The sequence below is a fragment of the Cellulosimicrobium sp. AB352 genome, assembly GCF_049538415.1.
Taxonomy (GTDB): Bacteria; Actinomycetota; Actinomycetes; order Actinomycetales; family Cellulomonadaceae; genus Cellulosimicrobium; species Cellulosimicrobium funkei.
The window spans coordinates 150441-174553 of record NZ_JBMVFX010000002.1; the positions used below are offsets into that span (position 1 = coordinate 150441).

The following is a 24113-nucleotide window of genomic DNA, read 5'->3' on the forward strand; positions in this document are numbered from 1 at the left end:
GGGTCGGGCCCCGGACGGTTCAGGGTCGGGTCAGGGTGGCACCCGATACCGGCGGCGCCCCCCGGCGCACCAGCATGGTGGTCATGAGCACTCCCGACCTCCCCGGACCCGGCGCCCAGCCCGGGAGCTCCGGCGGCGACACCGAGACACCCGGCGCGCAGCCGGGCACCGTCCCCCCGGGGCCGAGCGGCCCCGACCACGGCGGCGGACCGGGCTGGACCGGCCCCGCCGGCCCGCCTCCGGGCTCACCGGGCGAGGCACCCCGGCGTCCGAGCGGCACCGACGGCTTCTTCGACGCGGTGCGCCGCGTCGGCATCTACCGCTCGGACGACCGCTGGATCGGCGGCGTCGCGTCCGGCGTGGCGGAGCGGTTCGGGATCGACCCGCTGGTCGTGCGCGGCCTGCTGTTCGTGACGTTCTTCCTCTCCGGCGCCGGGCTCGTCCTGTACGGCGCGGCGTGGGCGCTGCTGCCCGAGCGTCGCGACGGACGCATCCACCTCCAGGAGGCGTTCCGCGGCAACGTCGACGTCGCGCTGCTCGGCGCCGCGGCGTTCGTCGTGGTCGGGTTCTCGTGGGGCGGCGGATGGTGGTCGTGGTGGGACGCGCTCCACCTGGGCTGGCTGACCGGCCTGTTCTGGGTCGCGGCCTTCGTCACCGTCGCGGTCGTCGCTGTCTCGGCGCTCACGCAGCGCGGCCCCCGCGGTGGCCAGGGCACGCCTCCGCAGGCTCCGCCGTGGCCGGGCGGTCCGGGACACGGTCCGGGCGGTCCGGGTCACGGCCCGGGTGGTCCGGGTCACGGCCCGGGCGGTGCCGGTCCGGCGCAGGGCCCGTACGCCCCGGGCGGCCCGACGGCGACCCCCGGCGCCCCCGCGGGCGGCGCGCCCTCGGACGCCCCGTGGGGCAGCGCCGGCCCGGCGTACCCGAGCGGCCCCGCGTACCCGGGCGGCCCGGCGTACCCGGGCGGCCCGACGACGTCCGGCACCCCCGGCGGGTCGCCCGTGGGCGGTGCGCCGACGGGGACGCAGGACGACGCGGTCTGGTCGGCGGAGGCGAGCCCGTACGCCGCCCCCGCGCCCGGCGTGACCGCGCCCCTCCCCCCGCACGCGCCGTACGCCCCGTCCCCGCAGGGCGGCGCGCCGCAGCCGCCGCTCCCGCCGCAGCCCGCGCGGGCCCCGCGCCCGCCGAAGCCCCCGCGCCCGCGCGGCCCGGGTGCGACGACGACCGGCGTCGTCGTCGGGCTGAGCCTCCTCCTGGGGGCGCTGCTCCTCGTGCTCGACCGCCAGGGCGAGCTGCCCTGGCCGGTGTTCCTGACCTGGGCGGGCCTCAGCGGGATCCTCGCGGGCCTCGCCATCGTGGTGAGCGGGCTCCGCGGGCGGACGAGCGGCGGCCTCGGCTGGCTCGCGGTGGTCCTGCTCGTCGTCGCGCTCCCCGCCTCGGCGTGGCGCACGACCCCGTTCACCGTGTTCGTCGACGACTCCGTGCGGACCGTCACCGACGGCACGCACCGCATCACCGACCCCGACGTCGCCGAGCAGGGGTTCGGCGTGTCGTTCGGCGACCCGCGCATCGACCTGTCCGACCTGGACCTGTCGGAGGCGACCACCGGCTCGCCCGTCGAGGTCCCCGTCCGGCTCGGCGCGGGCGACGCGACGGTCGTCGTGCCGGACGGCGTCCCCGTCCGCGCCGAGGTCCAGGTGCTCGCGGGCAACGCGCGCTGGCACGTGGACGGCGACCGCCAGGAGATCGGCGGGGTCAGCACGCAGCCGGTGACGTTCGACAACGACGAGGTCCAGGCGGGCGACGACCCGCTGCTCGTGCTGCAGGTCGAGGTTGGCGCCGGCCAGGTCACGATCGAGGAGGACTGATGAACGACGAGAACCGCCGCGACGACGACACGCGGCCGCTCGGGGACGAGCTGTTCGACCCTGCCCCCGCGCAGGACCCCGAGCCGGCTCAGCGGCAGGAACGCCGGGAGGCGTCCGGGACGGACGCGACGGTCCCGCTCCCCGCCGTGACGCCCGCGGCCGACGCCCGCGCGACGACCCCGCTCCCGGCCGCGGCACCGCTGACCGACACCGAGGCCACGACGCCACTGCCTGCCACGCCGCTGCCCGCCACGCCGCCGGCCGACCCGCTGTCGGTCGACGGATCGTCCGTCGACGCGCCGCCCGTCGGTGCCCCGTCGGCCGGTGCCCCGTCGACTGGTGCGCCGCTCTACGGCGCGGCCCCGACGACGTCGGGCGCCGACCCGTCGTCCACGGGCGGGACGCCCGGCGCGGGCGGGACGCCCGGCGCGGGTGGGGTCGCGGACCCCGGCCCGCTCCCGCGGCGCGGCCCGCGCGTCGCCACGATCGTGTGGGGCTTCGTCATCGTCGCCTTCGCCGTCGTGGTGCTCGCGGCCGCGCTCGGTGCCCGGGTCGACCTGGGGCTCGCGACGATCGTCGTGCTCGCCGCGGCGGGCGTCACGCTCGTCGTCGGGTCGATCGTCTCCGGGGCACGGCGCCGTCGGGGCTGAGCCGCACCGGGACCTGCGGACACGCCGAGGGCCGTGGCACGTCGTGCCACGGCCCTCGGTGTGCCCGAGCGACGCCGCCCCGCACGCTCTCCCCGGTGCGACCCGGTGGGAGCGGGTCCTCGGCGCCCGGACGGGCTGCCGGGACGGTCAGGGGGTCGGTTCCTCGCCCCGCCGCGTCGGGCCGTCGGCCCGGTGCTCGGGCGTGGTAGGCCCGGTCGTCGTCGTCGTGGTGTCGGGCGAGGCCGCGGGCGAGGAGCCCGGTGCGCTCGGCGTGCCCGTGCCGGCGGCACCGGTCGGCTCGACGGGCGTCGCCGTCGTGCCGGGAGCGGCCGCGCGGGCCTCGGCGCCGGGGGTCGAGAGCGCGGAGGGGCGGCCCGGGGAGGTCGGCTCGGGACGCACGGGAGGCGCCGTCGGCGACGGCTCGACGTGCCCCGGCGCGGCGTGCGCGGGCGCGGCGTGCCGACCGGCGTCCGACAGGTCGCCCGACGACGAGTAGCCGCCCGGGGTCTCGACGGCGACGCTCGGCCCGCCCGCGAGCCGCCGGAGCGCGATGCCGACGAGGATGAACAGGATGCCCAGCCCGATGACGAGCGCGCACACCCCGAACGCGACGACGGACGTGAACAGCGACGCGCGCAGGAACGAGGCCGTCATGACGGTCTGGCGCGTCGGGTCGTCCTGACCGAGCTCGGCGTAGGTCTTGCCGCCGCTCGCCTCGAGCGCGTGCTTGTTGATGACCTCGGCCTGCGCGTACGCGGTGAGCGGCCCGTTGACGTGGCGCCCCGCGAGGAACGACGCGTCGTCGGAGACGGTGATCTCCTCGGCGGACAGCTGGTTCGACACGACGATCCATGTGCCGATGCCCGCGAGGAGAAGGATGATGCCCGCGATGATCGACACGAGACCGATGCCCCGTGCCCCCTTCGTCGGTGTGACGGTGACGGTGCTCGACATGGCGCGTTCTCCCCTTCGTCAGGACCCACCTGCAACCGCCCGCACGAGACCGCCCGCGGGTGCGGGTCGGTCACGGGACGGTCGAACCACCCATACGGGGCCCACGGTAGCGACGGGAGCGGAGCACCGCGCGGCGAACGCGCACCTCAGGGCGGGCGCGGCGGCGACCGCGCGGCCCGCCGGGGCCGGGATGGGAGGATGCGGTCCGTGCGCATCACCCACCTGACCGACTGCTACCTGCCGCTGCTCGGCGGCATCGAGACCCAGGTCGCGCGGCTCGCGCAGCAGCAGGCGGCCGCCGGTCACGACGTCGCGGTCGTCTGCACGACGCCCGCGCGCCCCGGCGCGCACGGCGTGTCGACCGAGCGGGACGGTGACGTCACGGTGCACCGGCTCGCCGCGCGCGTCCCGGGCGGCTACCCCGTGCACCCGCGCGCGCCGCACCACGTGGCGCAGGTCCTGCGCGCCGACCGGCCCGACGTCGTGCACCTGCACATGGGCGTGCTGACGCCCTCCACCCAGGCGTCGCTGCGGACGGTCGTGCGCGCGGGGCTGCCCGCGGTGCTCACCGTGCACAGCGTCTGGGGCGGCGCGGAGCGCGCGTTCGCCGGGCTCGACCGCGTGGTCCGCTGGTCCCGCTGGCCCGTGCTGTGGTCGGCCGTGAGCGAGCTGACCGCCGCTCCCCTGCGCCGCATCGTCGGCGACCACGGCGAGGTCGTGGTGCTGCACAACGGCCTCGACCTCGACGCGTGGCGCGTCCCGCGCACCGAGCGCGCCGACCGCATGGAGGGCCCGGCCGTCCACGTCGTGGCCGCGACGCGGTTCGCGCCCCGCAAGCGCGTGCTGCCGTTCCTCGAGGTCGTGCGCGACGCCGTCGCGCGCCTCCCCGAGGGGGCGCTGCACGTGACGCTCGCCGGGGACGGACCCGAGCTGGCCGACGCGCGGCGCTACGTCACCGAGCGCGGGCTGGGGTCGGTCGTGTCGCTCCCCGGCCGCCTGGACGCGACGGGCCTCCAGCGGCTCTACGCGCGCGCCGACGTGTTCGCCGCGCCCGCCGTCGAGGAGGCGTTCGGCATCGCCGCGCTCGAGGGCCAGGCCGCCGGGCTGGCGGTGCTCACGCGCTCGCAGTCGGGCGTCGCGGAGCGCCTCACCGACGGCGTCGACGCGCTCGTGGCGGACGACGACGCCGGCCTCGCCGACGCGCTCGTGCGCCTCGCGGCCGAGGACGGCCTGCTCGACCGGATCGTCGCCCACAACCGGGACGTGCCGTCGTCGGCGGGCTGGCCGCGCGTGCTCGCCGACGTGGAGCGGGCATACGAACGGGCCGCGACGATCGCCGTGGATCGTCGGGCCCGTCCGTCCCGCTAGGGGGTCACTCCCACTCGATGGTGCCCGGGGGCTTGCTCGTCACGTCGAGCACGACGCGGTTGACCTCGGAGACCTCGTTGGTGATGCGCGTCGAGATGACGGACAGCACGTCGTAGGGCAGGCGAGTCCAGTCGGCCGTCATCGCGTCCTCGGACGAGACGGGGCGCAGCACGATCGGGTGGCCGTAGGTGCGGCCGTCGCCCTGGACGCCGACCGAGCGGACGTCGGCGAGCAGCACGACCGGGCACTGCCAGATCTCGTCGTCCAGACCCGCCTTCGTGAGCTCCTCGCGCGCGATCGCGTCAGCGGCGCGCAGCGTCTCGAGGCGGTCCGCCGTGACCTCGCCGACGATGCGGATGCCGAGCCCGGGGCCGGGGAACGGCTGGCGCGCGACGATCTCCTCGGGCACGCCGAGCTCGCGGCCGACCGCGCGGACCTCGTCCTTGAACAGGGTGCGCAGCGGCTCGACGAGCGAGAACTGCAGGTCGTCGGGCAGGCCGCCGACGTTGTGGTGGCTCTTGATGTTCGCCGCGCCCTCGCCGCCGCCGGACTCGACGACGTCCGGGTAGAGCGTGCCCTGCACGAGGAACTTGACCTCAGCGCCGTGCTCGCCCGCGTCCTCGACGATCTGGCGCGCCGCGTCCTCGAACACGCGGATGAACTCGCGGCCGATGATCTTGCGCTTGGTCTCCGGGTCGCTGTGCCCGGCGAGCGCGGTGAGGAACCGCTCCTTCTCGTCGCGGATCACGAGGTTGACGCCCGTCGCCGCGACGAAGTCGCGCTCGATCTGCTCGACCTCGCCCGCGCGCATCAGCCCGTGGTCGACGTGCACGCACGTGAGCTGGTCGCCCACCGCACGCTGCACGAGCGCCGCGGCGACGGCGGAGTCCACGCCGCCCGAGAGGGCGCAGATGACGCGCGCGTCGCCGACCTGGGCGCGGATCGCAGCGACCTGGTCCGCGATGACGTTGCCGGGCGTCCAGTCCGGTGCGAGGCCCGCGCCGTCGTACAGGAAGTGCTCCAGCACGGTCTGGCCATGGGCGGAGTGCTTGACCTCCGGGTGCCACTGCACGCCGTAGAGGCGACGCTCGCGGTCCTCGAACGCGGCGACCGGCGAGCCCGACGACGTCGCGAGGACCTCGAAGCCCTCGGGCGCGCGGTGCACGGCGTCGCCGTGGCTCATCCATGTGGTCTGGTTCTGCGGTGTGCCGTCGAGCAGCACGCCCGCGGCGCACACCTCGACCTCGGTGCCGCCGTACTCGCGCAGACCCGTCTGGGCGACCTCGCCGCCGAGCGCCTTCGCCATGGCCTGGAAGCCGTAGCAGATGCCCATGACGGGCACGCCGGCCTCGAACAGCGCCGGGTCGACGAACGGGGCACCCGTCGCGTACACGGACGAGGGACCGCCCGAGAGGATGATCGCGGCCGGGTCCTTGGCGAGCATCTGCTCGACCGTGAAGGTGTGCGGCACGATCTCGGAGTAGACCTTGGCCTCGCGCACGCGGCGCGCGATGAGCTGCGCGTACTGGGCGCCGAAGTCGACGACGAGCACGGGCCGCGGGGTCGAGGCCACCTCGGCGGTGGTGGGGGTGTCGGGAGCGGTGGCGGGTGACGTCACCCGTCCAGGATAGTCGCCGTGCGGCGGGGCTCGTCCCGCGTCTCAGGCGCCGGTGCGCACCTCGGCGCGCGCCGCGACGCGCTCGCGCAGGGCGCGGGCGGCCGCCTCCGGGTTGCTCGCCGCCGTGATCGCGCGCACCACCACGATCCGGGTCGCGCCCGCGTCGAGGACCGCGTCGAGCCGGTCCGCGTCGATCCCGCCGATCGCGAACCAGGGCGTCGCGGGCCGGGTCGCCGCGACGTCGCGCAGCAGGTCCAGGCCGACGGCGGCCCGCCCCGGCTTCGTCGGGGTCGCCCACAGCGGACCCACGCAGAAGTAGTCCACCGCCGGGTCGGCCTCTGCCGCGGCCGCCTGCGCGGCCGAGTGCGTGGACCGGCCGAGCGCGGGCCCCGCGCCGAGCAGCGCCCGCACGGCCGGGACCGGCAGGTCGCCCTGGCCCATGTGCACGACCGGCGCGCCCGTGACCGACGCCACGTCCGCCCGGTCGTTCACGGCCCACAGCGCGCCGTGCTCCGTCGCTACGCGCGCGACGAGCTCCTGGAGCTCGAGCTCGCGCGCGACGTCGAGCGTCTTGTCGCGGAGCTGCACGACGTCCACCCCGCCCGCGAGCGCCGCCCGCAGGAAGTCCTCGAGGTCGCCGCGCTCCTCGCGCGCGTCCGTGCAGAGGTAGAGCCGCGCGTCGGCGAGCCGGGCGCGTGCGGCGTCCGCCGACGGGGCGGGAGTGGCCGGGGTGGTGGAGGTCTCGGAGCTCACCCGCGGGAGCCTAGCCTCGGCGGCTCCTCGGCAGGAGGTACTGTGGCCGACAGCACGGGAGCCCCGCACGGGGCTGAGAGGGCGTCGCCGCCGACCGTCGAACCTGATCTGGGTCATGCCAGCGAAGGGAGCGCACATGAGCCTGTCCGTCCACCCGTCCGCGGGTGGCTCCGTCGTGCCCGACGGCGCGCGCGACGTCGTCGTCGTGGGGGGCGGGATCGTGGGTCTCGCCGTCGCGTGGCGCGCCGCGCGCGCGGGCATGACCGTCACGGTGCTCGACCCGGCGCCGGGCGCGGGCGCGACCCACGCCGCCGCGGGGATGCTCGCACCGGTGACCGAGGCCGACTTCGGGGAGGAGGCCGCCCTGCGGCTCCACCTCGCGGCCGCCGCGGCGTGGCCGGCGTTCGCCGCGGACCTGCGCGCTGCGACGGGGGCGGACGTCGGGCTGCGGACCGCCGGGACGCTCACCCTCGCCTACGACGCGGACGACCTCGCGCTGCTCCGCCGCGTCCTCGCCCTGCACGCCGCGCACGGTCTCGCGTCGCACGAGCTCACCGTCGCGGACGCGCGCCGCCGCGAGCCGTACCTGGGCCCGCGCGTCGCCGGGGCGGCGTGGGCCCCCGCGGACCACGCCGTCGACCCGCGCGCGACGCACGCCGCGCTGCTCGCGGCGCTCGGCGGACGCGACGCCGCGGGTGCGGGCTCGGCCGCCGGGACCCGAGTCGTCCGCGCGTCCGCGACCCGGCTCGCGCTCGATGCCGGGCGCGTGGTCGGCGTGCACGACGACGCAAGCCGGCTCCACCGCGCGGGTGCGGTCGTCGTCGCGGCGGGCTGGCAGTCGGGCGCCCTGCTCGCGGACGTGCCGGGCGTCGTCGTGCCCACGCGGCCGGTGAAGGGCCAGACGCTGCGGCTCGACGCCGGCCCGGACCTCGCGCTGGAGCACGTCGTGCGCGGGCTCGTGCAGGGGCGGCCGGTGTACGTCGTGCCGCGCGACCCCGAGCCGGCGGGGCCGCGCGCCGGGCACCGGGAGGTCGTCGTCGGGGCCACCACCGACGAGAACCCGGACGACCGCCGCGCCAGCGCCGGCGGGGTCTTCGCGCTCCTGCGGGACGCGCGCGCCCTCCTGCCGGGGATCGACGAGGCCGCGCTGGTCGAGGTGACGCCGCGGGGGCGCCCCTCGACCCCGGACAACCTCCCGCTCGTCGGGCCGACGGACGTCCCGGGGCTGCACCTCGCGACGGGCCACGGCCGCAACGGCATCCTGCTCGCCCCGCTCACGGCCGACGCCGTCGTCGCCGGGCTCGGCGGGCTCTCCGGCCTGGGCGGGACCGAGGCCGGCGACGACGTCGCGACCGCCCTCGCCACCGCCCGCACCGACCGCTTCGCCCGCACCGCCACCACACCGAGGTGAGACCCGTGACCGCACCCGCACCCACCGCGCTCGTCAACGGCGAGCCCTACCCGCTCGACGGCGACGTCGACCTGGAGCGGCTCGTCGCCGCGCTCGTCCCCGCCTACGTCGCCGACGGCACGCCGCAGGGCGTCGCGGTGGCCGTCGGGGACGCCGTCGTGCCGCGCGGCGCCTGGGCGACGACCGTCGTCGCGCCCGGGGACCGCATCGAGATCGTCACCGCCGTCCAGGGCGGCTGAGGAGGACCCATGACCACGACCGACGTCTCCCCCGCCACCGCGAGCGGCCCGGCCGGCGCCGACGACCCGCTCGTCGTCGCCGGCACCCCGATCGGGTCGCGCCTCGTCATGGGCACCGGCGGGGCCGCGAACCTGCTCACGCTCGAGGACGCGCTCGTCGCGTCGGGCACCGCCCTGACGACCGTCGCGATGCGACGCGTCGCCGTCCGCGCCGGCGGGGACGCGAGCCCCGACGCCGGGATCTGGGCGCTGCTCGCGCGCCTCGGCATCCGCGCGCTGCCCAACACCGCCGGGTGCTTCTCGGTGCGGGAGGCCGTCCTCACCGCGCACCTCGCGCGCGAGGCGTGCGGCACCGAGTGGGTCAAGCTCGAGGTGATCGCCGACGACGTGACCCTCCTGCCCGACCCGGTCGGCCTCGTCGAGGCGGCCGACCAGCTCGTGCGCGACGGGTTCGTCGTGCTGCCCTACACGAACGACGACCCGATCCTCGCCCGACGGCTGGAGGACGTCGGCTGCGCCGCCGTCATGCCCCTCGGGGCGCCCATCGGCACGGGGCTCGGCATCCTCAACCCGCGCAACATCGAGGCGATCGCCGCCGCGGCACGGGTGCCCGTGATCCTCGACGCGGGGATCGGCACGGCGTCCGACGCCGCGCTCGCCATGGAGCTCGGCTGCGACGGCGTGCTCCTCGCGACGGCCGTCACGCGCGCCGCCGACCCGGTCCGCATGGCCCGCGCGATGCGCCTCGCCGTCGAGTCGGGCCGGCTCGCCGCGGGCGCCGGGCGCATCCCCCGCCGCGAGGGCGCCCTGGCGAGCTCGTCCCCGCAGGGCCGCCTCGACCTGGCTCTCTGACCCCGTCCACCAGGCCGTCCCGGCGGGCCGAGCAGGCCATCCCGGCTCGTCCGCCGACCAGGACGCACCACGACCACCTGGTCGACGTGCAGGGGGACGCTAGGGGGCGAGAGTTTCCAGGGCGGCGAGGAGGGCGGGGACGCCGCCGACGACGGAGCGTGCGTCGAAGCCCGCGGCGCGGGCGGCGTCGGCGACGCGGGCCGACCGGCCGCCGACCGCGCACACCACGAGCACCGGGCGGTCGGCGGGCAGGTCCGCGAGCGCCGCGGCGGCACCGGGGTCCTGCGCGCCGCCGAGGAACGCGCCGCTCGGGACGAGCGTCGACCCGGGGAGCGGGCGCACCTGCGCCTCCCAGTCCTCGCGGACGTCGAGCAGGAAGGGTGCGGCGTCGTCGGCCCGCAGCAGGGCGGCCGCGTCAGGGGCGGACACGTCGCGCGGCGCGGGCCCCGCTGCCCCGGTCGGCCCCGCCCCGGCACCGGGCGTCGCCACGGCCTGCGCCGCGGGCCGGAGCCCGCAGAACGCGGCGTAGGCGTCGTCGCCCGGCAGGAGCGCGGTGACGGGCTCGCGCGTCGGGTCGGCGCGCACGGTGAGCTGGCGCCACGAGAGGTCGAGGGCGTCGTAGACGGCGAGGCGGCCCAGCAGCGTCGTGCCGGCGCCGGTGACGAGCTTGATCGCCTCGGTCGCCATGACGGAGCCGACGGTGCCGCACATCGCGCCGAACACACCGCCGGTGGCGCAGTCGGGTGCCGCGCCCGGGGGCGGCGGGACGGGGAACACGTCGCGGTAGGTGACCCCGCGCGGACCTCGCTCTCCCGGCCCCGCGGGGTCGGGACCCGCGGCGCCCGGGTGCGCGGCGTCGTCGGGCACGGCGAACCGGGGCGCGGCCCAGAAGACGCTGACCTGTCCCTGGAAGCGGTAGATCGAGCCCCAGACGACGGGCAGGCCGAGGACCTCGGCCGCGTCGGAGACGAGGTAGCGGGTCGGGAAGTTGTCGGCGCCGTCGAGCACGACGTCGTAGCCGCGCAGCACCTCGAGCGCGTTGTCCGCGTCGAGCCGCAGCGCGTGCTCGACGACGTGGACGTGCGGGTTGAGGTCCGCGATGCTCTCGCGCGCGGAGTCGACCTTGCGGCGCCCGACGTCCGACCCGCCGTGGATGACCTGGCGCTGGAGGTTGGACGTGTCGACGGCGTCGTCGTCGACGATGCCGATCGTGCCGACGCCCGCGGCGGCGAGGTAGAGCAGCGCGGGGCTGCCGAGGCCGCCCGCGCCGACGACGAGCACGCGCGCGGCCGCGAGCCGCCGCTGGCCCTCGGTGCCGACGCCCGGCAGCGCGAGGTGGCGCGCGTAGCGCTCGAGCTCCGGCGTCGAGAGCTCGGGACCGGGCGCGACGAGGGGCGCGAGCGGCGTCGTCATGCCGCGTACTGCTCCTCCAGCGCGACGAGCTTCGCGTCGGCCTCGGCGTGCACCTTCTTCTCGAGGATGAACGACATGACCGGGACGACGCCGGCGAACACCATCGTCGCGAGGCGACCCCAGCCCCAGCGCATCTTGGTCCACAGGTCGAGCACCGTGACGAGGTACACGACGTAGATCCAGCCGTGCGCGAAGGGGATCCAGGACACGTACCGCATGATCCCGTCGACGTCGACGAACTGGCCCACGCCGTACCTGACGATCATCTCGACGCACAGGATGAGCAGCATCACGCCCGTGATGATCGCGAGGACCCGGTAACGCGCGAGCGCGCCGCGCGCCTTGCGGATCGCGGTGCGCGCCGCCTCCGTGCTGGGGGCCGCCGCGTCGGCGGGGGCGACGACGGGCGCGTCGGTCGGGGTGGCCGGGTCCTGCGTGGTCATGGGAGAGGTCCTCGTTCCGGGCGAGACGGCCGCGGCGGTCTCCGCCGCGTGCGGTGGCGTGACGCAGTCGCCGTGTTAAACCGTCGCCGCGTGTCGGACGCCGAACCTAGGGTAGAACACCGTGCGACCCCTCCCTCTCCCCGACCCGGGGACCCCCGACCTGCGCGGCCCGTCCCGTTACCTCCTCTGGATCGCCCGGCGCCAGTGGACGGTGCTCACGGTGTCCGTGCTGCTCGGGCTCGTGAACTTCGCGTGCCAGGCGTTCCAGCCGTACATGCTCGGCCGCGCGCTCGACGAGGGGCTCACCGCCGGGTTCGGCGCGGAGCTGTGGCGCTGGGCGGGCCTCCTGCTCGCGCTGGGCCTGGGCATCGTCGTCACGGGCGTGACGCAGCACCGGTTCGACATCGCGAACTGGCTGCGCTCGGCGCTCACGACGTCGCAGCTCGTGGGCGACGTCACGGCCCGCTCGGGCGACGCGATCACCGAGGAGCTCCCGACGGGCGAGGTCGTGTCCACCGTCGCGAGCGACGCGATGCGCGTGGGCCAGCTCTTCTCGATGATGGGCCAGTTCCTCGGCGCGCTCGGCGCGTACGTGGTCGTGGCGGTCATCATGCTCTCGACGTCGCTCCAGCTCGGGCTCGTCGTCGTGCTGGGCCTGCCGGTCGTGGCCGCGGTGCTCGCGTTGCTCGTCAAGCCGCTGCAGCAGCGCCAGGCCGCGCAGCGCGAGGCGCAAGGTCGCCTGACGACGCTCGGCGCGGACACGGTGTCGGGCCTGCGGATCCTGCGCGGCATCGGCGGCGAGGGCGTGTTCGTGGGCCGCTACGCGCGGCAGTCGCAGAAGGTCCGCGAGGCCGGCGTGAAGGTCGCGCACACGCAGGCCACGCTCGACGCGCTCCAGGTGCTGCTGCCCGGCCTGCTCGTCGTGCTCGTCGTCTACCTCGGCGCGACGGCGGCCCTGCGCGGCGAGATCACGCCCGGCCAGCTCGTCGCGTTCTACGGGTACGCGGCGTTCCTCGGCTGGCCGCTCCAGGTCGCGACGCAGATGCTCAACATCGCGACGCGCGCCCACGTCGCCGCGCGCAAGATCGTGCGCGTCCTCGCCGTCGAGCCGGCCGCGGGCGCGAGCCCGGCCACCGCGCCCATGCCGCCCGAGGGCAGCCCCCTCGTCGACGAGACGAGCGGCCTGGTGCTCGAGCCGGGACGCGTCGTCGCGCTCGTCTCGGCGGACCCGGACGCGTCGGCGGCCGTCGCGACCCGGCTGGGCCGGTTCGACGACGCCGCGGAGGCGGCCACGCCCGTGCGGCTCGGCGGCACACCGCTCGCCGCGCTCGACAAGCACGCGCTCCGGCGCCGCGTCGTCGTCGCCGAGGCGACGCCGCAGCTCTTCTCGGGCGCGCTGCGCGACGAGCTCGACGCGCGCGGCACCGCCACGGAGGCCGAGGTGCTCGCCGCGGTGAGCACGGCCGACGCGCACGACGTGCTCGACTCCGTGCCCGACGGCCTCGCGGGCGAGCTGCCCGAGAAGGGGCGGTCGCTCTCGGGCGGCCAGCGCCAGCGCGTCGCGCTCGCCCGGGCGCTCCTCACGGACCCGGAGATCCTCGTCCTCGTCGAGCCGACGAGCGCCGTCGACGCGCACACCGAGGCGCGGATCGCCGCGAGCCTCGCGCAGGCCCGTCGCGGGCGCACGACCCTCGTCGTCACGGCGTCGCCGCTCGTGCTCGAGCACGTCGACGAGGTGCTGCTCCTCGAGGACGGCCGGGTCACGGCGCGCGGCACGCACCGCGACCTCGTCGACCGCGCCCACTCCCCCGCGACCGCACCGGACGACGACGCGGCCCGGTACCTGCGCGTCGTCGGGCGCTCGCTCGACGACACCCCCGCACTCGCCCGCACCGCACCCGAAGGAGGCCAGGCATGAGGCTCCCCGTCGCCGACGGCCCCGCCGTCCGCGCCGCCGCCGGACGCCTGTTCGCCCGGCACCGCGGCACGTTCGTGCTCATCGCCGTCCTCCACACCCTGGCCGCGGTCGCGGGCCTCGTGGGGCCGTGGCTCCTCGGCCGGCTCGTCGACGCCGTCACCGAGGGCACCACGTCGTCGTACGTGACGACGGTCGTCGCCGTGGGCGCGGGCGCGGTCCTGGCGCAGGCCGTCCTGCGCCGGTACGCGCAGCGCCTGTCCATGGTCTTCGGCGAGACCGTGTTCGCCGAGCTCCGCGAGGACCTCGTCGAGACGGTGACGTCGCTGCCGCTGTCCACGGTCGAGCGCGCGGGCACGGGCGACCTCGTGGCGCGCACGACGAACGACGTCGACCGCATCCAGCACGCCGTGCGGTTCGGCGTGCCGCAGCTCCTCGTCGCGGTCGTCACGCTCGTGCTCACGGCGGTCGCGGCCGTCGTCGTCGCGCCGCTCGTGGCGCTCGCGCTGTTCGTGGGCGTGCCGCTGCTCGTCGTCGTGTCGCGGTGGTACCTCAAGCGCGCGTCGGCCGGCTACCAGCGCGAGGCCGCCGCCTACGCGACGCTCAACGGCACCATCACCGAGAGCGTCGAGGGCGCGCGCACGGTCGACGCGCTCTCGCTCACCGAGCGCCGCCAGGCGCGCGTGCGCGCCGACCTCACCGAGGCGTTCGAGGCCGAGCGGTACACCCTCGGGCTGCGCACCGTGCTGTTCCCGGGCATCGACCTCGCCATCGCGATCGCGCCCGTCGCCGCGCTCGTGTGGGGCGCGTGGCTGCTCTCGCAGGGCCAGACGACGCTCGGCGCCGTGGCCACGGTGACGACCTACGCGTTCCAGCTCGCCGGGCCGGTGTGGAACCTCATCTTCTGGCTCGACGAGATCCAGGTCGCCGCGGCGTCGTACGCGCGCATCGTCGGCGTCGCGCAGGTGCCCGGCGACCGCACCCCGACGGGCGACGTGCCCGACGGCGACCGCCTCGTCGCGCGCGACGTCGAGTACGCCTACCGCGAGGGTCACCCCGTGCTGCACGGCGTCTCGCTCGACCTCGAACCGGGCGAGCGGCTCGCCGTCGTCGGGCCGTCGGGCGCGGGCAAGTCGACCCTGGGCCGCATGCTCGCGGGCATCCACCCCCCGACGGCGGGGTCCGTCCGCTCCGGCGGCGTGCGGCTCGTCGACCTGCCGCTCGAGGACCTGCGGCGCGAGGTCGCGCTCGTCACGCAGGAGCACCACGTGTTCGTCGGCACGCTCGCGGACAACCTGCGCCTCGCGAAGGTCGACGCGGACGAGGCCGAGCTGCTCGACGCGCTCGACGCCGTCGACGCGCGCGGGTGGGCCGAGTCGCTGCCCGAGGGCCTCGCCACGGCCGTGGGGTCGGGCGGGCACGTGCTCACCCCGGCGCAGGCGCAGCAGCTCGCGCTCGCGCGCCTCGTGCTGCTCGACCCGCACACGCTCGTGCTCGACGAGGCGACGTCGCTCCTCGACCCCCGGGCGGCCCGCCACCTCGAGCGCTCGCTCGACGCCGTGCTGGCCGGCCGGACGGTCGTCGCGATCGCGCACCGCCTGCACACCGCGCACGACGCCGACCGCGTCGCCGTGGTCGACGGCGGCCGCATCAGCGAGATCGGCCCGCACGACGAGCTCGTCGCCGCGGGCGGCGACTACGCGCGGCTCTGGCACTCCTGGCAGCAGGAGTAGCGCCGGTCGGTGCCAAGATGGTGCCGATGCCTGGAACCACGAGCGCCACCCCGCACGACCTCCCGACCCTCCCGAGCCCCTGGCGGGCCCGGGTCCCCGGCTACGCCGACATCGACGCGCTCGTCCGGCTGCGGCGCCTGGACGAGCTCCAGGGCACGGGCTCGACGCACGTCGACCCCGCCGGGATCGAGTCCGAGGTCGCAGGGCTGGCCTCCTGGACGCGGCGCCAGCTGGTCGCCGTCGGGCCCGACGACGTCCCGCGCGCCTGGGTGACCGTGCACGACCGTGCCGCCGGGCGGGCCACCGTCTGGGGCTACTTCGACCGCGACGTGGCCGAGGTCGACGCGATCGCGGACGCGTTCTACCGCTGGGCGGAGCGCACCGCGGTCGCGATGGCGCGCCTGCGCGGCGTGACGGCGACGCGCCTCGACGAGAGCCCGTTCGCCGACGACACGCGCCAGGCGCAGTGGCTGACCCGGGCCGGGTACGCGCGGCGGCGCAGCTGGTTGCACATGACGCGCCCCGTCGTCCCGGACGAGGCCGCGCTCGCCCCGCGCGCCGGGGTCATGGTCCGCCCGGTCGAGCGGCACGAGAACGGGATGCCTGTCGCGGCCGACCTCCAGGTCGTGCACCAGATGCTGGAGACGTCCTTCCAGGACCACTTCAACTCCTACCGGGAGAGCTTCTCGGAGTTCGTGCAGCGGCTCCGCGAGGACCCGGGCCACAGCTGGGACCACTGGTGGCTCGCGTACGTGGAGACCGACGACGGCCACCGGGTCCCCGCGGGCACGGTCGTGTGCTCGTCGATCGCCGCGGGCGAGAGCGGCGCGCGGGGCACCTACGTCGAGTACATCGGGGTGACGCGCGCCGCCCGCGGCCGCGGCGTGGCGAAGTCGCTGCTCGCGACGGTGATCGCGGACGCCGCCCGGGACGGTCGCGACCGCGTGGCGCTCGAGGTCGACGCCGACTCCCCCACGAAGGCCGACCAGCTCTACCGCTCGCTCGGCTGGGAGACGGACTACGTCACCGAGTCGTGGTTCAAGGACCTCGACCTCGACGGCTGACCGCGGGCGGCCGGGACGCGCAGCCGGTCGCGGGCCCGGACGCGCCGGTGCCCGGCCGTCGCGGACGACGACCGGGCACCGGGTGACGCGGCCTCGGGTGGCCTGGCGGAGTCAGACGACCCGATGGGACGAGCGCGTCAGAAGCACGAGACGTGGATCGCCACCGACGCGTCGGTCGACGTCGCGTAGGCGGTGCCCTGGCCGTCGTCGTCGTACATCGTCACCGCCGCGCCCGCGCTGTTGCGCGCGCTGTTGGTCGTCCCGTTGACCCGGAGCGACACGTTCGTCGGCGCGCTCGCCGTGATCTTCGCGTCGCGCGTGCCGCAGTTGTACGGCGTGGTCCTGCTCGCCGCGCTCGCGCTCGCCGCCGGGGCGAGGACCAGACCGATCGTGACCGCTGCCACCGCGAACGGTGCAAGACGCTTCTTCATGGAGTACCCCCGTGTCTCTCCGACCGCCGGGCGACGTCGACCGGCGGACCGCCCGGACGCTCTGTCCGGGCGGGATAAGACTGAGGTCCGTACATATGTCCGGCAAGCGGTGTGTCACGTGGTGAGACGGTGGTCCGTCCGCTCCCGCCCCGGGACGCGGCGCGTGCGCTCCCGACCCGCTCTCAGGGGTCGTTCGCGGGCCCGTCCTCAGGGGGTCGTTCGCGGGCCCGTCGCGCCGGCGTCGGCCGGGCCGGGGAGGCCGGCGATCCCCGCGTCCTCCCCGCGCGCGCGGCGCTTGCCGCCCGCCGCCTCGTCACGCACGAGCCGGACCCACAGCAGCACGGCGAACCCGCCGAACACCCACCACTGGAGCGCGTAGAACAGGTTCTGCAGGTTGAGCCCCGTGCCGCCCTCGATCGTCGGGCGCGGGAGCTGGGCCGGGCCGCCGTCGGCCGCCGACGGCTGCGCCGGGTCCGAGGACAGCAGCACGAGGTAGCCCGAGTACATCGGCCCGCCCCACGCGTTGACCAGCTCGCCCGTGGAGATCGCGTCGGTGCGGCCGGGGGCGGAGCCGCCCTGCCCGGCGGCCTCGGAGGCCTGGAGGTAGCCGGTCAGACGCACGACGCCGTCCGGCGGGTCGAGCGCGGCGCTCTCCTCGGGCGACTCGACCCAGCCCCGCACGACGGGCAGGACCGGGGCGCCCGAGAGGTCGGCCCACGACGCGCCCTGGGTGCCGTCGTCGGTCACGTGGAGCGGGGTGAGCACGAGGTAGCCGGTGCGGCCGTCGAGCGCGCGGCCCTCGACGAGGAGCTGCCCCTCCGCGTCGTACTCGCCCTCGACCCAGGCCTGCCGCCCGACGAGCTCGCCGGGGAACGTGGACTGCGGCGGGAGCAGCACGCCGACGCCCTCGGGGCCGGCGGCCTCAAGCTCGGCGGCCTCGTGCTGCGCCGCGAGCTCGGCACGCTGCTGGGCGCGGTCGAGCTGCCAGACGCCGAGCCGCGCGCACACGGCCGCGGCGACGAGGAGGAGCACGAGCAGCCCGACGACCCGGGGCTGGCGGGCGACCGCCCAGAACGAGCGGGGCGCGGTGGGCTCGGGCACGACCCCACGGTATCCGGGGCGCGGGCGGGTCCCCGCATCCGGACCGCCTGGCGGGCGAACGTCACACGCCGCCCACCGGCCCTCGAGGCCGGGGACAACGTCCTCGGCCGTGGTTCCCGGGCGCGGGACCTTGGACCTTTTGTGCCGTCGCGGGCGCAGGTCACACCGCCGGGCGCCAGGAGGAATAGTGCAGGCCCCCGGTCGATGGGGTTGTATGAAGCCGTAGTCGTTCACGGACCCTTCCCCCGCAGGAGCGTGAGATGAGCACGACCACCGTCACCGAGTCCACCGCCTGGCAGCCCGCCGAGATCGCACCGCTCGACGACGACACCCTGCGTCGGGTCGACGCCTGGTGGCGCGCGGCGAACTACCTCTCGGTCGGCCAGATCTACCTGCTCGACAACCCGCTGCTGCGCACGCCGCTGGACCGCGAGGACGTCAAGCCGCGCCTCCTGGGCCACTGGGGCACCACGCCGGGCCTCAACTTCCTCTACGCGCACCTCAACCGCGCGATCGCGCAGCGCCGCCAGTCGACGATCTACGTCGCCGGCCCCGGCCACGGCGGCCCCGGCCTCGTCGCGAACGCGTACCTCGAGGGGACGTACTCCGAGACCTACTCGGACGTCACCCAGGACACCGAGGGCCTGCGCCGGCTGTTCCGCCAGTTCTCCTTCCCGGGCGGCATCCCGAGCCACGTCGCGCCGGAGACGCCCGGGTCGATCCACGAGGGCGGTGAGCTGGGCTACGCGCTCTCCCACGCGTACGGCGCCGCGTTCGACAACCCCGACCTGCTCGTCGCCGCGGTCGTCGGCGACGGCGAGGCGGAGACGGGCCCGCTCGCGACGAGCTGGCACTCGAACAAGTTCGTCAACGCGCGCAACGACGGCGTCGTCCTGCCGATCCTGCACCTCAACGGCTACAAGATCGCCAACCCGACGGTGCTCGCGCGCATCAGCGACGACGAGCTGCGCGACCTCATGATCGGCTACGGCCACACGCCCTACTTCTTCACGGGCGGGTTCGACGGCGAGGACCACTTCGAGGTGCACCGCCGCTTCGCGCAGCTCCTCGACGAGGTGCTCAACCACATCGCGCAGATCAAGGCCGACGCCGCGGCGGGGAACGACGAGCGTCCCGCGTGGCCGATGATCGTGTTCCGCACGCCGAAGGGCTGGACGTGCCCGCCGGTCATCGACGGCAAGAAGACCGAGGACTCGTGGCGCGCGCACCAGGTGCCGCTCGCGAGCGCCCGGGACACGCCGGAGCACCTCGAGGTGCTGCGCGGCTGGCTCGAGTCCTACCGGGCCGACGAGCTGTTCGACGAGGACGGCCGCCTGGTCGACGACGTCGCCGCGCTCGCCCCCGAGGGCACGCTCCGCATGAGCGACAACCCGCACGCGAACGGCGGCCTCCTGCTCAAGGACCTCCGCCTGCCGGACTTCCGCGACTACGCCGTGGACGTCACGGGGCCGGGCAGCAGCATCGCCGAGTCGACGCGCGTCCTCGGCCAGTGGCTCACCGACGTCGTGCGGAAGAACCCGGACAACTTCCGGATCTTCGGCCCCGACGAGACGGCGTCGAACCGCCTCCAGGCCGTGTACGAGGTCACGGACAAGCAGTGGAACGCCGACTTCTTCGGGCCCGACGTCGACGAGCACCTCGCGCGCGCCGGCCGCGTCATGGAGATGCTGTCGGAGCACCAGTGCCAGGGCTGGCTGGAGGGCTACCTGCTCACCGGGCGGCACGGCCTGTTCACGAGCTACGAGGCCTTCATCCACATCGTCGACTCGATGTTCAACCAGCACGCGAAGTGGCTCAAGGTCACGAACCACATCCCGTGGCGGCGCCCGGTCGCGAGCCTCAACTACCTGCTGTCGAGCCACGTGTGGCGCCAGGACCACAACGGCTTCAGCCACCAGGACCCGGGCTTCATCGACCACGTCGTGAACAAGAAGGCCGAGATCGTCCGCGTCTACCTGCCGCCGGACGCGAACACGCTGCTCTCGACGTACGACCACTGCCTGCGCTCGCGCCAGTACGTGAACGTCGTCGTGGCGGGCAAGCAGCCGGCGCCGCAGTTCCTGTCGATGGACCAGGCGATCGCGCACTGCTCGCGCGGCCTCGGCATCTGGGACTGGGCCGGCACCGAGGTCGAGGGCGAGGACCCGGACGTCGTGCTCGGCGCCGCGGGCGACGTGCCCACGCTCGAGGTGCTCGCCGCGGCGGACATCCTGCGCCGGCGCATCCCCGACCTCAAGGTCCGGGTCGTCAACGTCGTGGACCTCATGCGGCTCCAGGACGAGAAGGAGCACCCGCACGGCCTGTCGGACAAGGACTTCGACACGCTCTTCACGACGGACCGGCCGGTCATCTTCAACTACCACGGCTACCCGTGGCTCATCCACCGCCTCACGTACCGCCGCACGAACCACGCGAACATCCACGTGCGCGGCTACAAGGAGGAGGGCACCACCACCACCCCGTTCGACATGGCCATGCTCAACGACATCGACCGCTACCACCTGGTGATCGACGTCATCGACCGTGTGCCGTCCCTGCGCTCGACCTACGCGGGCCTGCGCCAGGAGATGGTCGACGCGCGGCTGGCGGCCCGCCAGTACACCCGCGAGCACGGGGAGGACATCCCCGAGGTGCGCGACTGGGTGTGGCCGGACGTCGGCGAGACGGCGACCGAGGAGGGTGGCCCGCAGTACAACGGCGCGAGCGCCGCCGTGCAGGACACCGGAGGAGACAACGAGTGAGCGACACCGCTCGCAGCATCTACATCACCTCGCCCGAGGGCGAGACGGGCAAGTCCACGATCGCGCTGGGGGTCCTCGACCTGCTGGTCCGCAAGGTCCAGCGGGTCGGGGTCTTCCGGCCGGTCACCCGGGCCGCCGGCCCGGACGTGCAGGACTACGTGCTCGAGCTCCTGCTCGCGCACGACGGCGTGGACGTCACCGCCGAGCAGGCGATCGGCGTCACGTACGAGGACGTCCACGCCGACCAGGAGGCCGCGCTCTCGCGGATCGTGGCCCGGTACCACGAGGTCGCGAGCCAGTGCGACTTCGTGGTCGTCGTGGGCACGGACTACACCGACGTCGCCGGGCCGACCGAGCTGTCGTTCAACGCGCGCGTCGCGGCGAACCTCGGCGCACCGGTCCTCCTCGTCGTCTCCGGCAAGGGCCGCACGCCCGACGCCGTGGGCAACCTCATCGAGGTGAGCGTCGCCGAGCTGCGCTCGCAGCACGCGCAGCCCATCGGCGTCGTCGCGAACCGCGTGCAGCCGGACGACCTCGACGCGGTGCGCGCGCTGCTCGGGTCGCTGGGACCGGACGGCGAGCCGCTCGCGGGCGGCACGTCGTCGGGCCCGACGGCGCAGCCCGCCCCGGGCACGCGGCTGCCGGGCTGGGCGGTGCCCGAGGACCCGTTCCTCGACGCGCCGACCGTGCGGATCCTCATGGAGGCCGTGGGCGGGACGCTCGCGTTCGGCGAGGAGGAGCTCCTCGCGCGCGAGGCGACCGACCTGCTCGTCGGTGCGATGTCGTTCGAGCACCTGCTCGACCGGCTCACCGACGGCGCCGTCGTCATCACGCCCGGCGACCGGGTGGACATCCTCATCGGGCTGCTCGCCGCCCACTCGGCGTCGGGCTTCCCGTCGCTCGCGGGCGTCATCCTCAACGGCGGGTTCTTCCCGCCCGAGTCGACGGCGCGCCTCGTCGCGGACCTCGACCCGAGCCTGCCGATCATCCGCACCGACCTCGGGACGTTCCGCTCGGCGAGCGCCGCCGCGAGCGCCCGGGGCCGCGTGACCAAGGAGTCGCAGCGCAAGGTCGACACGGCGCTCGCGCTGTTCGAGCAGAGCGTCGACGGCGCGGCGCTCCTCGCGGGGCTCGACGTGCCCCGGCCCGAGGTCGTCACGCCGCTGATGTTCGAGTACGAGCTGCTGTCGCGCGCCCGCGCGGACCGCAAGCACGTCGTGCTGCCCGAGGGCGACGACGACCGCATCCTGCGCGCCGCGTCCACGCTGCTCGGCCGCCAGGTCGCGGAGCTGACGATCCTCGGCGAGGAGCAGAAGGTCCGCGCCCGCGCGGCGGAGCTCGGCCTCGACATCGACGCCGCGCACGTCGTCAGCCCGCACGACCCCGAGCTCGTGGAGCGGTTCGCCGCGGAGTACCAGCGGCTGCGCGCGCACAAGGGGATGACGCTCGAGGAGGCGCGCGAGCGCGTCCAGGACGTGTCCTACTTCGGCACGATGATGGTCCACCTCGGGCTCGCGGACGGCATGGTGTCGGGCGCGAAGCACACGACGGCGCACACCATCAAGCCGTCGTTCGAGATCATCAAGACCCAGCCGGGCGTGTCCGTCGTCTCGTCCGTGTTCCTCATGTGCCTGCAGGACCGCGTGCTCGTCTACGGCGACTGCGCGGTCATCCCCGACCCGACGGCCGAGCAGCTCGCGGACATCGCGATCTCCTCGGCGGCGACGGCGCAGCAGTTCGGCGTCGACCAGCGGGTCGCGATGCTGTCGTACTCGACCGGCGAGTCCGGCTCGGGGGCCGACGTCGACAAGGTGCGCCGGGGCACGGCGCTCGTGCGCGAGCGCCGCCCCGACCTGTTCGTCGAGGGCCCGATCCAGTACGACGCGGCCGTGGACGCGTCCGTCGCGGCGTCGAAGATGCCGGGCTCGGACGTCGCGGGGCGCGCGACCGTGTTCATCTTCCCGGACCTCAACACGGGCAACAACACCTACAAGGCGGTCCAGCGCTCGGCGGGCGCCGTCGCGGTGGGCCCGGTCCTCCAGGGCCTCAACAAGCCGGTGAACGACCTCTCGCGCGGCGCGCTCGTGCAGGACATCGTCAACACCGTCGCGATCACCGCGATCCAGGCGCAGGCCCCGGCCGACGCCGTCGACCCCACCTCTGACTCCCAGGGAGCCACGTCATGACGATCCTGCCCGAGGGCGAGCGCCCCAACCCCTACAGCGCGTACGGCGCGCACGGGTCCGTGCTCGTCATGAACTCGGGGTCGTCCTCGCTCAAGTACCAGCTCGTCAACCCCGTCGGCGGCGAGGCGATCGCCGCGGGCACGATCGAGCGCATCGGCGAGGAGTCCGGGATCATCAAGCACCGGTTCGCCGGGAACACGACGACGCGCGAGGAGCCCGTCGCGGACCACGGGCACGCGCTGCGCATCGCGCTGAGCATGTTCGACGAGGTCGGCCCGACGCTCTCGGACGCCGACGTGTACGCGGTGGGGCACCGCGTCGTGCAGGGCGGCTCGCTGTTCGCCGACCCGGTCCTCGTCGACGACGGCGTGCTCGAGCGGATCCGCTCGCTGTCCCCGCTCGCGCCGCTGCACAACCCGGCGAACGTCAAGGGCATCGAGGTCGCGCGGTCGCTGCTCGGCGACGTGCCGCACGTCGCGGTGTTCGACACCGCGTTCTTCCAGCGGCTGCCGCAGCACGTCGCGACGTACGCCCTGGACGCCGAGGTCGCCGAGAAGTACGCGATCCGCCGCTACGGCGCCCACGGCACGAGCCACCAGTACGTCTCGGGGAAGGTCGCGCGCGTCCTCGGGCGCCGGATCGAGGGGCTCAACACGATCGTCCTGCACCTCGGCAACGGCGCCTCCGCGTCGGCCGTCAAGGGCGGCGTGCCGGTCGAGACGTCGATGGGCCTGACCCCGCTCGAGGGCCTCGTCATGGGCACGCGCACGGGCGACATCGACCCCGCGGTCGTGTTCCACCTCGCGCGCAACGCGGGCATGAGCATCGACGAGATCGACGACCTGTTCAACAAGCGCTCGGGCGTCAAGGGCCTGTCCGGCGTGAACGACTTCCGCGAGCTGCACCGGCTCATGGAGGCCGGCCACGAGGGTGCCCGCCTCGCGTTCGACGTGTACATCCACCGGCTGCGCAAGTACGTCGGCGCGTACGCCGCCGTGCTCGGCCGCGTGGACGTCGTCGCCTTCACCGCAGGCGTCGGCGAGCACGACGCCGAGGTGCGCGCCGCCGTCGTCGAGGGGCTCGAGCCGCTCGGCCTCGCCGTCGACCCGGACCGCAACGCCGTCGACTCCGGCGAGCCGCGCGTCATCTCGCCGGACTGGACGAGCACGCTCGTCATGGTGGTCCCGACGATGGAGGAGCTCGCCATCGCGCGCCAGTCGGTCGAGGTCGTCGAGGCGGCCTCGCGCGCCGGCTGATCCCCGCACGCCCGGACGCCTCCGGGTGATGCCTACCCGGCTCAGGCCGCTCCCCGGCCGGTGAGCCGACGCCCGCGCGTCGGCTCGCCGGTCGGTGGC

The 24113-nt window shown here is 75.4% G+C and carries 19 protein-coding genes and 1 riboswitch; of the genes, 12 read left to right on the forward strand and 7 right to left on the reverse strand.

All coding sequences use genetic code 11. The features are described from left to right. Positions 1–83 precede the first annotated feature (83 nt). On the forward strand, positions 84–1865 hold the full coding sequence (locus ACPCUX_RS02180) for a PspC domain-containing protein (RefSeq protein WP_423388086.1): 1782 nt from the start codon (positions 84–86) through the stop codon (positions 1863–1865). Next, positions 1865–2515 (forward strand): hypothetical protein, encoded by a 651-nt coding sequence (locus ACPCUX_RS02185; RefSeq protein WP_396050749.1) that lies wholly within the window; start codon positions 1865–1867, stop codon positions 2513–2515. The genes ACPCUX_RS02180 and ACPCUX_RS02185 overlap by 1 nt, the downstream gene beginning before the upstream one ends. A gap of 147 nt (positions 2516–2662) precedes the next feature. On the opposite strand, the gene ACPCUX_RS02190 is transcribed toward ACPCUX_RS02185, so the two are convergent. After that, positions 2663–3469, reverse strand: coding sequence for a hypothetical protein (locus ACPCUX_RS02190; protein ID WP_423388087.1), 807 nt, complete (start codon positions 3467–3469; stop codon positions 2663–2665). Positions 3470–3676: 207 nt separating this feature from the next. On the opposite strand from ACPCUX_RS02190, the gene ACPCUX_RS02195 reads away from it, so the two are divergent. After that, positions 3677–4837 (forward strand): glycosyltransferase family 4 protein, encoded by a 1161-nt coding sequence (locus tag ACPCUX_RS02195; protein WP_423388088.1) that lies wholly within the window; start codon positions 3677–3679, stop codon positions 4835–4837. Positions 4838–4841: 4 nt separating this feature from the next. On the opposite strand, the gene guaA is transcribed toward ACPCUX_RS02195, so the two are convergent. Further along, on the reverse strand, positions 4842–6455 hold the full coding sequence (gene guaA / locus ACPCUX_RS02200; RefSeq protein WP_044144565.1) for a glutamine-hydrolyzing GMP synthase: 1614 nt from the start codon (positions 6453–6455) through the stop codon (positions 4842–4844). Positions 6456–6497: 42 nt separating this feature from the next. Next, on the reverse strand, positions 6498–7208 hold the full coding sequence (gene thiE / locus ACPCUX_RS02205; RefSeq protein WP_423388089.1) for a thiamine phosphate synthase: 711 nt from the start codon (positions 7206–7208) through the stop codon (positions 6498–6500). 44 nt (positions 7209–7252) lie between these two features. Further along, positions 7253–7355: riboswitch (TPP riboswitch) on the forward strand. Here thiE and thiO point away from each other — a divergent pair. The 3 genes from thiO to ACPCUX_RS02220 all read left to right on the forward strand — a co-directional run bounded on the left by thiO (position 7345) and on the right by ACPCUX_RS02220 (position 9710). After that, entirely contained in the window at positions 7345–8619 is a 1275-nt protein-coding gene (gene thiO / locus ACPCUX_RS02210) for a glycine oxidase ThiO (protein ID WP_423388090.1), read from the forward strand. Its footprint overlaps the riboswitch before it by 11 nt. 5 nt (positions 8620–8624) lie before the next feature. Further along, positions 8625–8858, forward strand: coding sequence for a sulfur carrier protein ThiS (thiS, locus tag ACPCUX_RS02215; RefSeq protein WP_076405108.1), 234 nt, complete (start codon positions 8625–8627; stop codon positions 8856–8858). Positions 8859–8867: 9 nt separating this feature from the next. Next, on the forward strand, positions 8868–9710 hold the full coding sequence (locus ACPCUX_RS02220; RefSeq protein WP_423388091.1) for a thiazole synthase: 843 nt from the start codon (positions 8868–8870) through the stop codon (positions 9708–9710). Between the two features lie 99 nt (positions 9711–9809). Here ACPCUX_RS02220 and ACPCUX_RS02225 read toward each other — a convergent pair whose 3' ends face one another. Beyond that, a complete protein-coding gene (locus ACPCUX_RS02225) occupies positions 9810–11123 on the reverse strand; it encodes a ThiF family adenylyltransferase (protein WP_423388092.1) in 1314 nt (437 codons plus the stop codon). Continuing rightward, on the reverse strand, positions 11120–11566 hold the full coding sequence (locus ACPCUX_RS02230) for a DUF3817 domain-containing protein (RefSeq protein ID WP_423388093.1): 447 nt from the start codon (positions 11564–11566) through the stop codon (positions 11120–11122). The genes ACPCUX_RS02225 and ACPCUX_RS02230 overlap by 4 nt, the downstream gene beginning before the upstream one ends. A gap of 121 nt (positions 11567–11687) precedes the next feature. On the opposite strand from ACPCUX_RS02230, the gene ACPCUX_RS02235 reads away from it, so the two are divergent. The 3 genes from ACPCUX_RS02235 to ACPCUX_RS02245 are packed head-to-tail and all read left to right on the forward strand — an operon-like array spanning position 11688 to position 16278. Continuing rightward, positions 11688–13484, forward strand: coding sequence for an ABC transporter ATP-binding protein (locus tag ACPCUX_RS02235; protein ID WP_194522193.1), 1797 nt, complete (start codon positions 11688–11690; stop codon positions 13482–13484). Beyond that, the gene (locus ACPCUX_RS02240) at positions 13481–15214 is read left to right on the forward strand and encodes an ABC transporter ATP-binding protein (RefSeq protein WP_144722367.1); all 1734 of its coding nucleotides are present in this window, start codon (positions 13481–13483) and stop codon (positions 15212–15214) included. The genes ACPCUX_RS02235 and ACPCUX_RS02240 overlap by 4 nt, the downstream gene beginning before the upstream one ends. A 26-nt stretch (positions 15215–15240) precedes the next feature. Further along, on the forward strand, positions 15241–16278 hold the full coding sequence (locus ACPCUX_RS02245; protein WP_198285639.1) for a GNAT family N-acetyltransferase: 1038 nt from the start codon (positions 15241–15243) through the stop codon (positions 16276–16278). Between the two features lie 137 nt (positions 16279–16415). Here the strand turns inward: ACPCUX_RS02245 and ACPCUX_RS02250 are convergent, their stop codons facing one another. Both ACPCUX_RS02250 and ACPCUX_RS02255 read right to left on the reverse strand, forming a co-directional pair. Continuing rightward, the gene (locus ACPCUX_RS02250; protein WP_423388094.1) at positions 16416–16709 is read right to left on the reverse strand and encodes a hypothetical protein; all 294 of its coding nucleotides are present in this window, start codon (positions 16707–16709) and stop codon (positions 16416–16418) included. A 207-nt stretch (positions 16710–16916) separates the two neighbouring features. Then, the gene (locus ACPCUX_RS02255) at positions 16917–17810 is read right to left on the reverse strand and encodes an SURF1 family protein (protein WP_051028280.1); all 894 of its coding nucleotides are present in this window, start codon (positions 17808–17810) and stop codon (positions 16917–16919) included. Positions 17811–18070: 260 nt separating this feature from the next. Between ACPCUX_RS02255 and ACPCUX_RS02260 the strand changes: the two genes are divergently transcribed. From ACPCUX_RS02260 to ACPCUX_RS02270, 3 genes are read left to right on the forward strand one after another with little or no spacing between them, the layout of a single operon-like run. Then, positions 18071–20572: a phosphoketolase family protein gene (locus tag ACPCUX_RS02260; protein ID WP_021482342.1), complete on the forward strand. Its 2502-nt coding sequence runs from the start codon at positions 18071–18073 to the stop codon at positions 20570–20572. Then, on the forward strand, positions 20569–22758 hold the full coding sequence (pta, locus tag ACPCUX_RS02265) for a phosphate acetyltransferase (protein WP_043656331.1): 2190 nt from the start codon (positions 20569–20571) through the stop codon (positions 22756–22758). The genes ACPCUX_RS02260 and pta overlap by 4 nt, the downstream gene beginning before the upstream one ends. Further along, positions 22755–24014 (forward strand): acetate/propionate family kinase, encoded by a 1260-nt coding sequence (locus ACPCUX_RS02270; RefSeq protein ID WP_043656335.1) that lies wholly within the window; start codon positions 22755–22757, stop codon positions 24012–24014. The genes pta and ACPCUX_RS02270 overlap by 4 nt, the downstream gene beginning before the upstream one ends. The last annotated feature ends 99 nt before the right edge of the window (positions 24015–24113 follow it).

Bases quoted from the DNA above. Each gene is read 5' to 3' on its own strand.
- ACPCUX_RS02220 (WP_423388091.1), top strand. From the start codon at position 8,868: ATGACCACGACCGACGTCTCCCCCGCCACCGCGAGCGGCCCGGCCGGC.
- ACPCUX_RS02260 (WP_021482342.1), top strand. From the start codon at position 18,071: ATGAGCACGACCACCGTCACCGAGTCCACCGCCTGGCAGCCCGCCGAG.
- ACPCUX_RS02190 (WP_423388087.1), bottom strand. From the start codon at position 3,469: ATGTCGAGCACCGTCACCGTCACACCGACGAAGGGGGCACGGGGCATC.
- ACPCUX_RS02225 (WP_423388092.1), bottom strand. From the start codon at position 11,123: ATGACGACGCCGCTCGCGCCCCTCGTCGCGCCCGGTCCCGAGCTCTCG.
- ACPCUX_RS02270 (WP_043656335.1), top strand. From the start codon at position 22,755: ATGACGATCCTGCCCGAGGGCGAGCGCCCCAACCCCTACAGCGCGTAC.
- ACPCUX_RS02180 (WP_423388086.1), top strand. From the start codon at position 84: ATGAGCACTCCCGACCTCCCCGGACCCGGCGCCCAGCCCGGGAGCTCC.
- ACPCUX_RS02185 (WP_396050749.1), top strand. From the start codon at position 1,865: ATGAACGACGAGAACCGCCGCGACGACGACACGCGGCCGCTCGGGGAC.
- ACPCUX_RS02240 (WP_144722367.1), top strand. From the start codon at position 13,481: ATGAGGCTCCCCGTCGCCGACGGCCCCGCCGTCCGCGCCGCCGCCGGA.
- ACPCUX_RS02250 (WP_423388094.1), bottom strand. From the start codon at position 16,709: ATGAAGAAGCGTCTTGCACCGTTCGCGGTGGCAGCGGTCACGATCGGT.
- ACPCUX_RS02245 (WP_198285639.1), top strand. From the start codon at position 15,241: ATGCCTGGAACCACGAGCGCCACCCCGCACGACCTCCCGACCCTCCCG.
- thiO (WP_423388090.1), top strand. From the start codon at position 7,345: ATGAGCCTGTCCGTCCACCCGTCCGCGGGTGGCTCCGTCGTGCCCGAC.
- ACPCUX_RS02230 (WP_423388093.1), bottom strand. From the start codon at position 11,566: ATGACCACGCAGGACCCGGCCACCCCGACCGACGCGCCCGTCGTCGCC.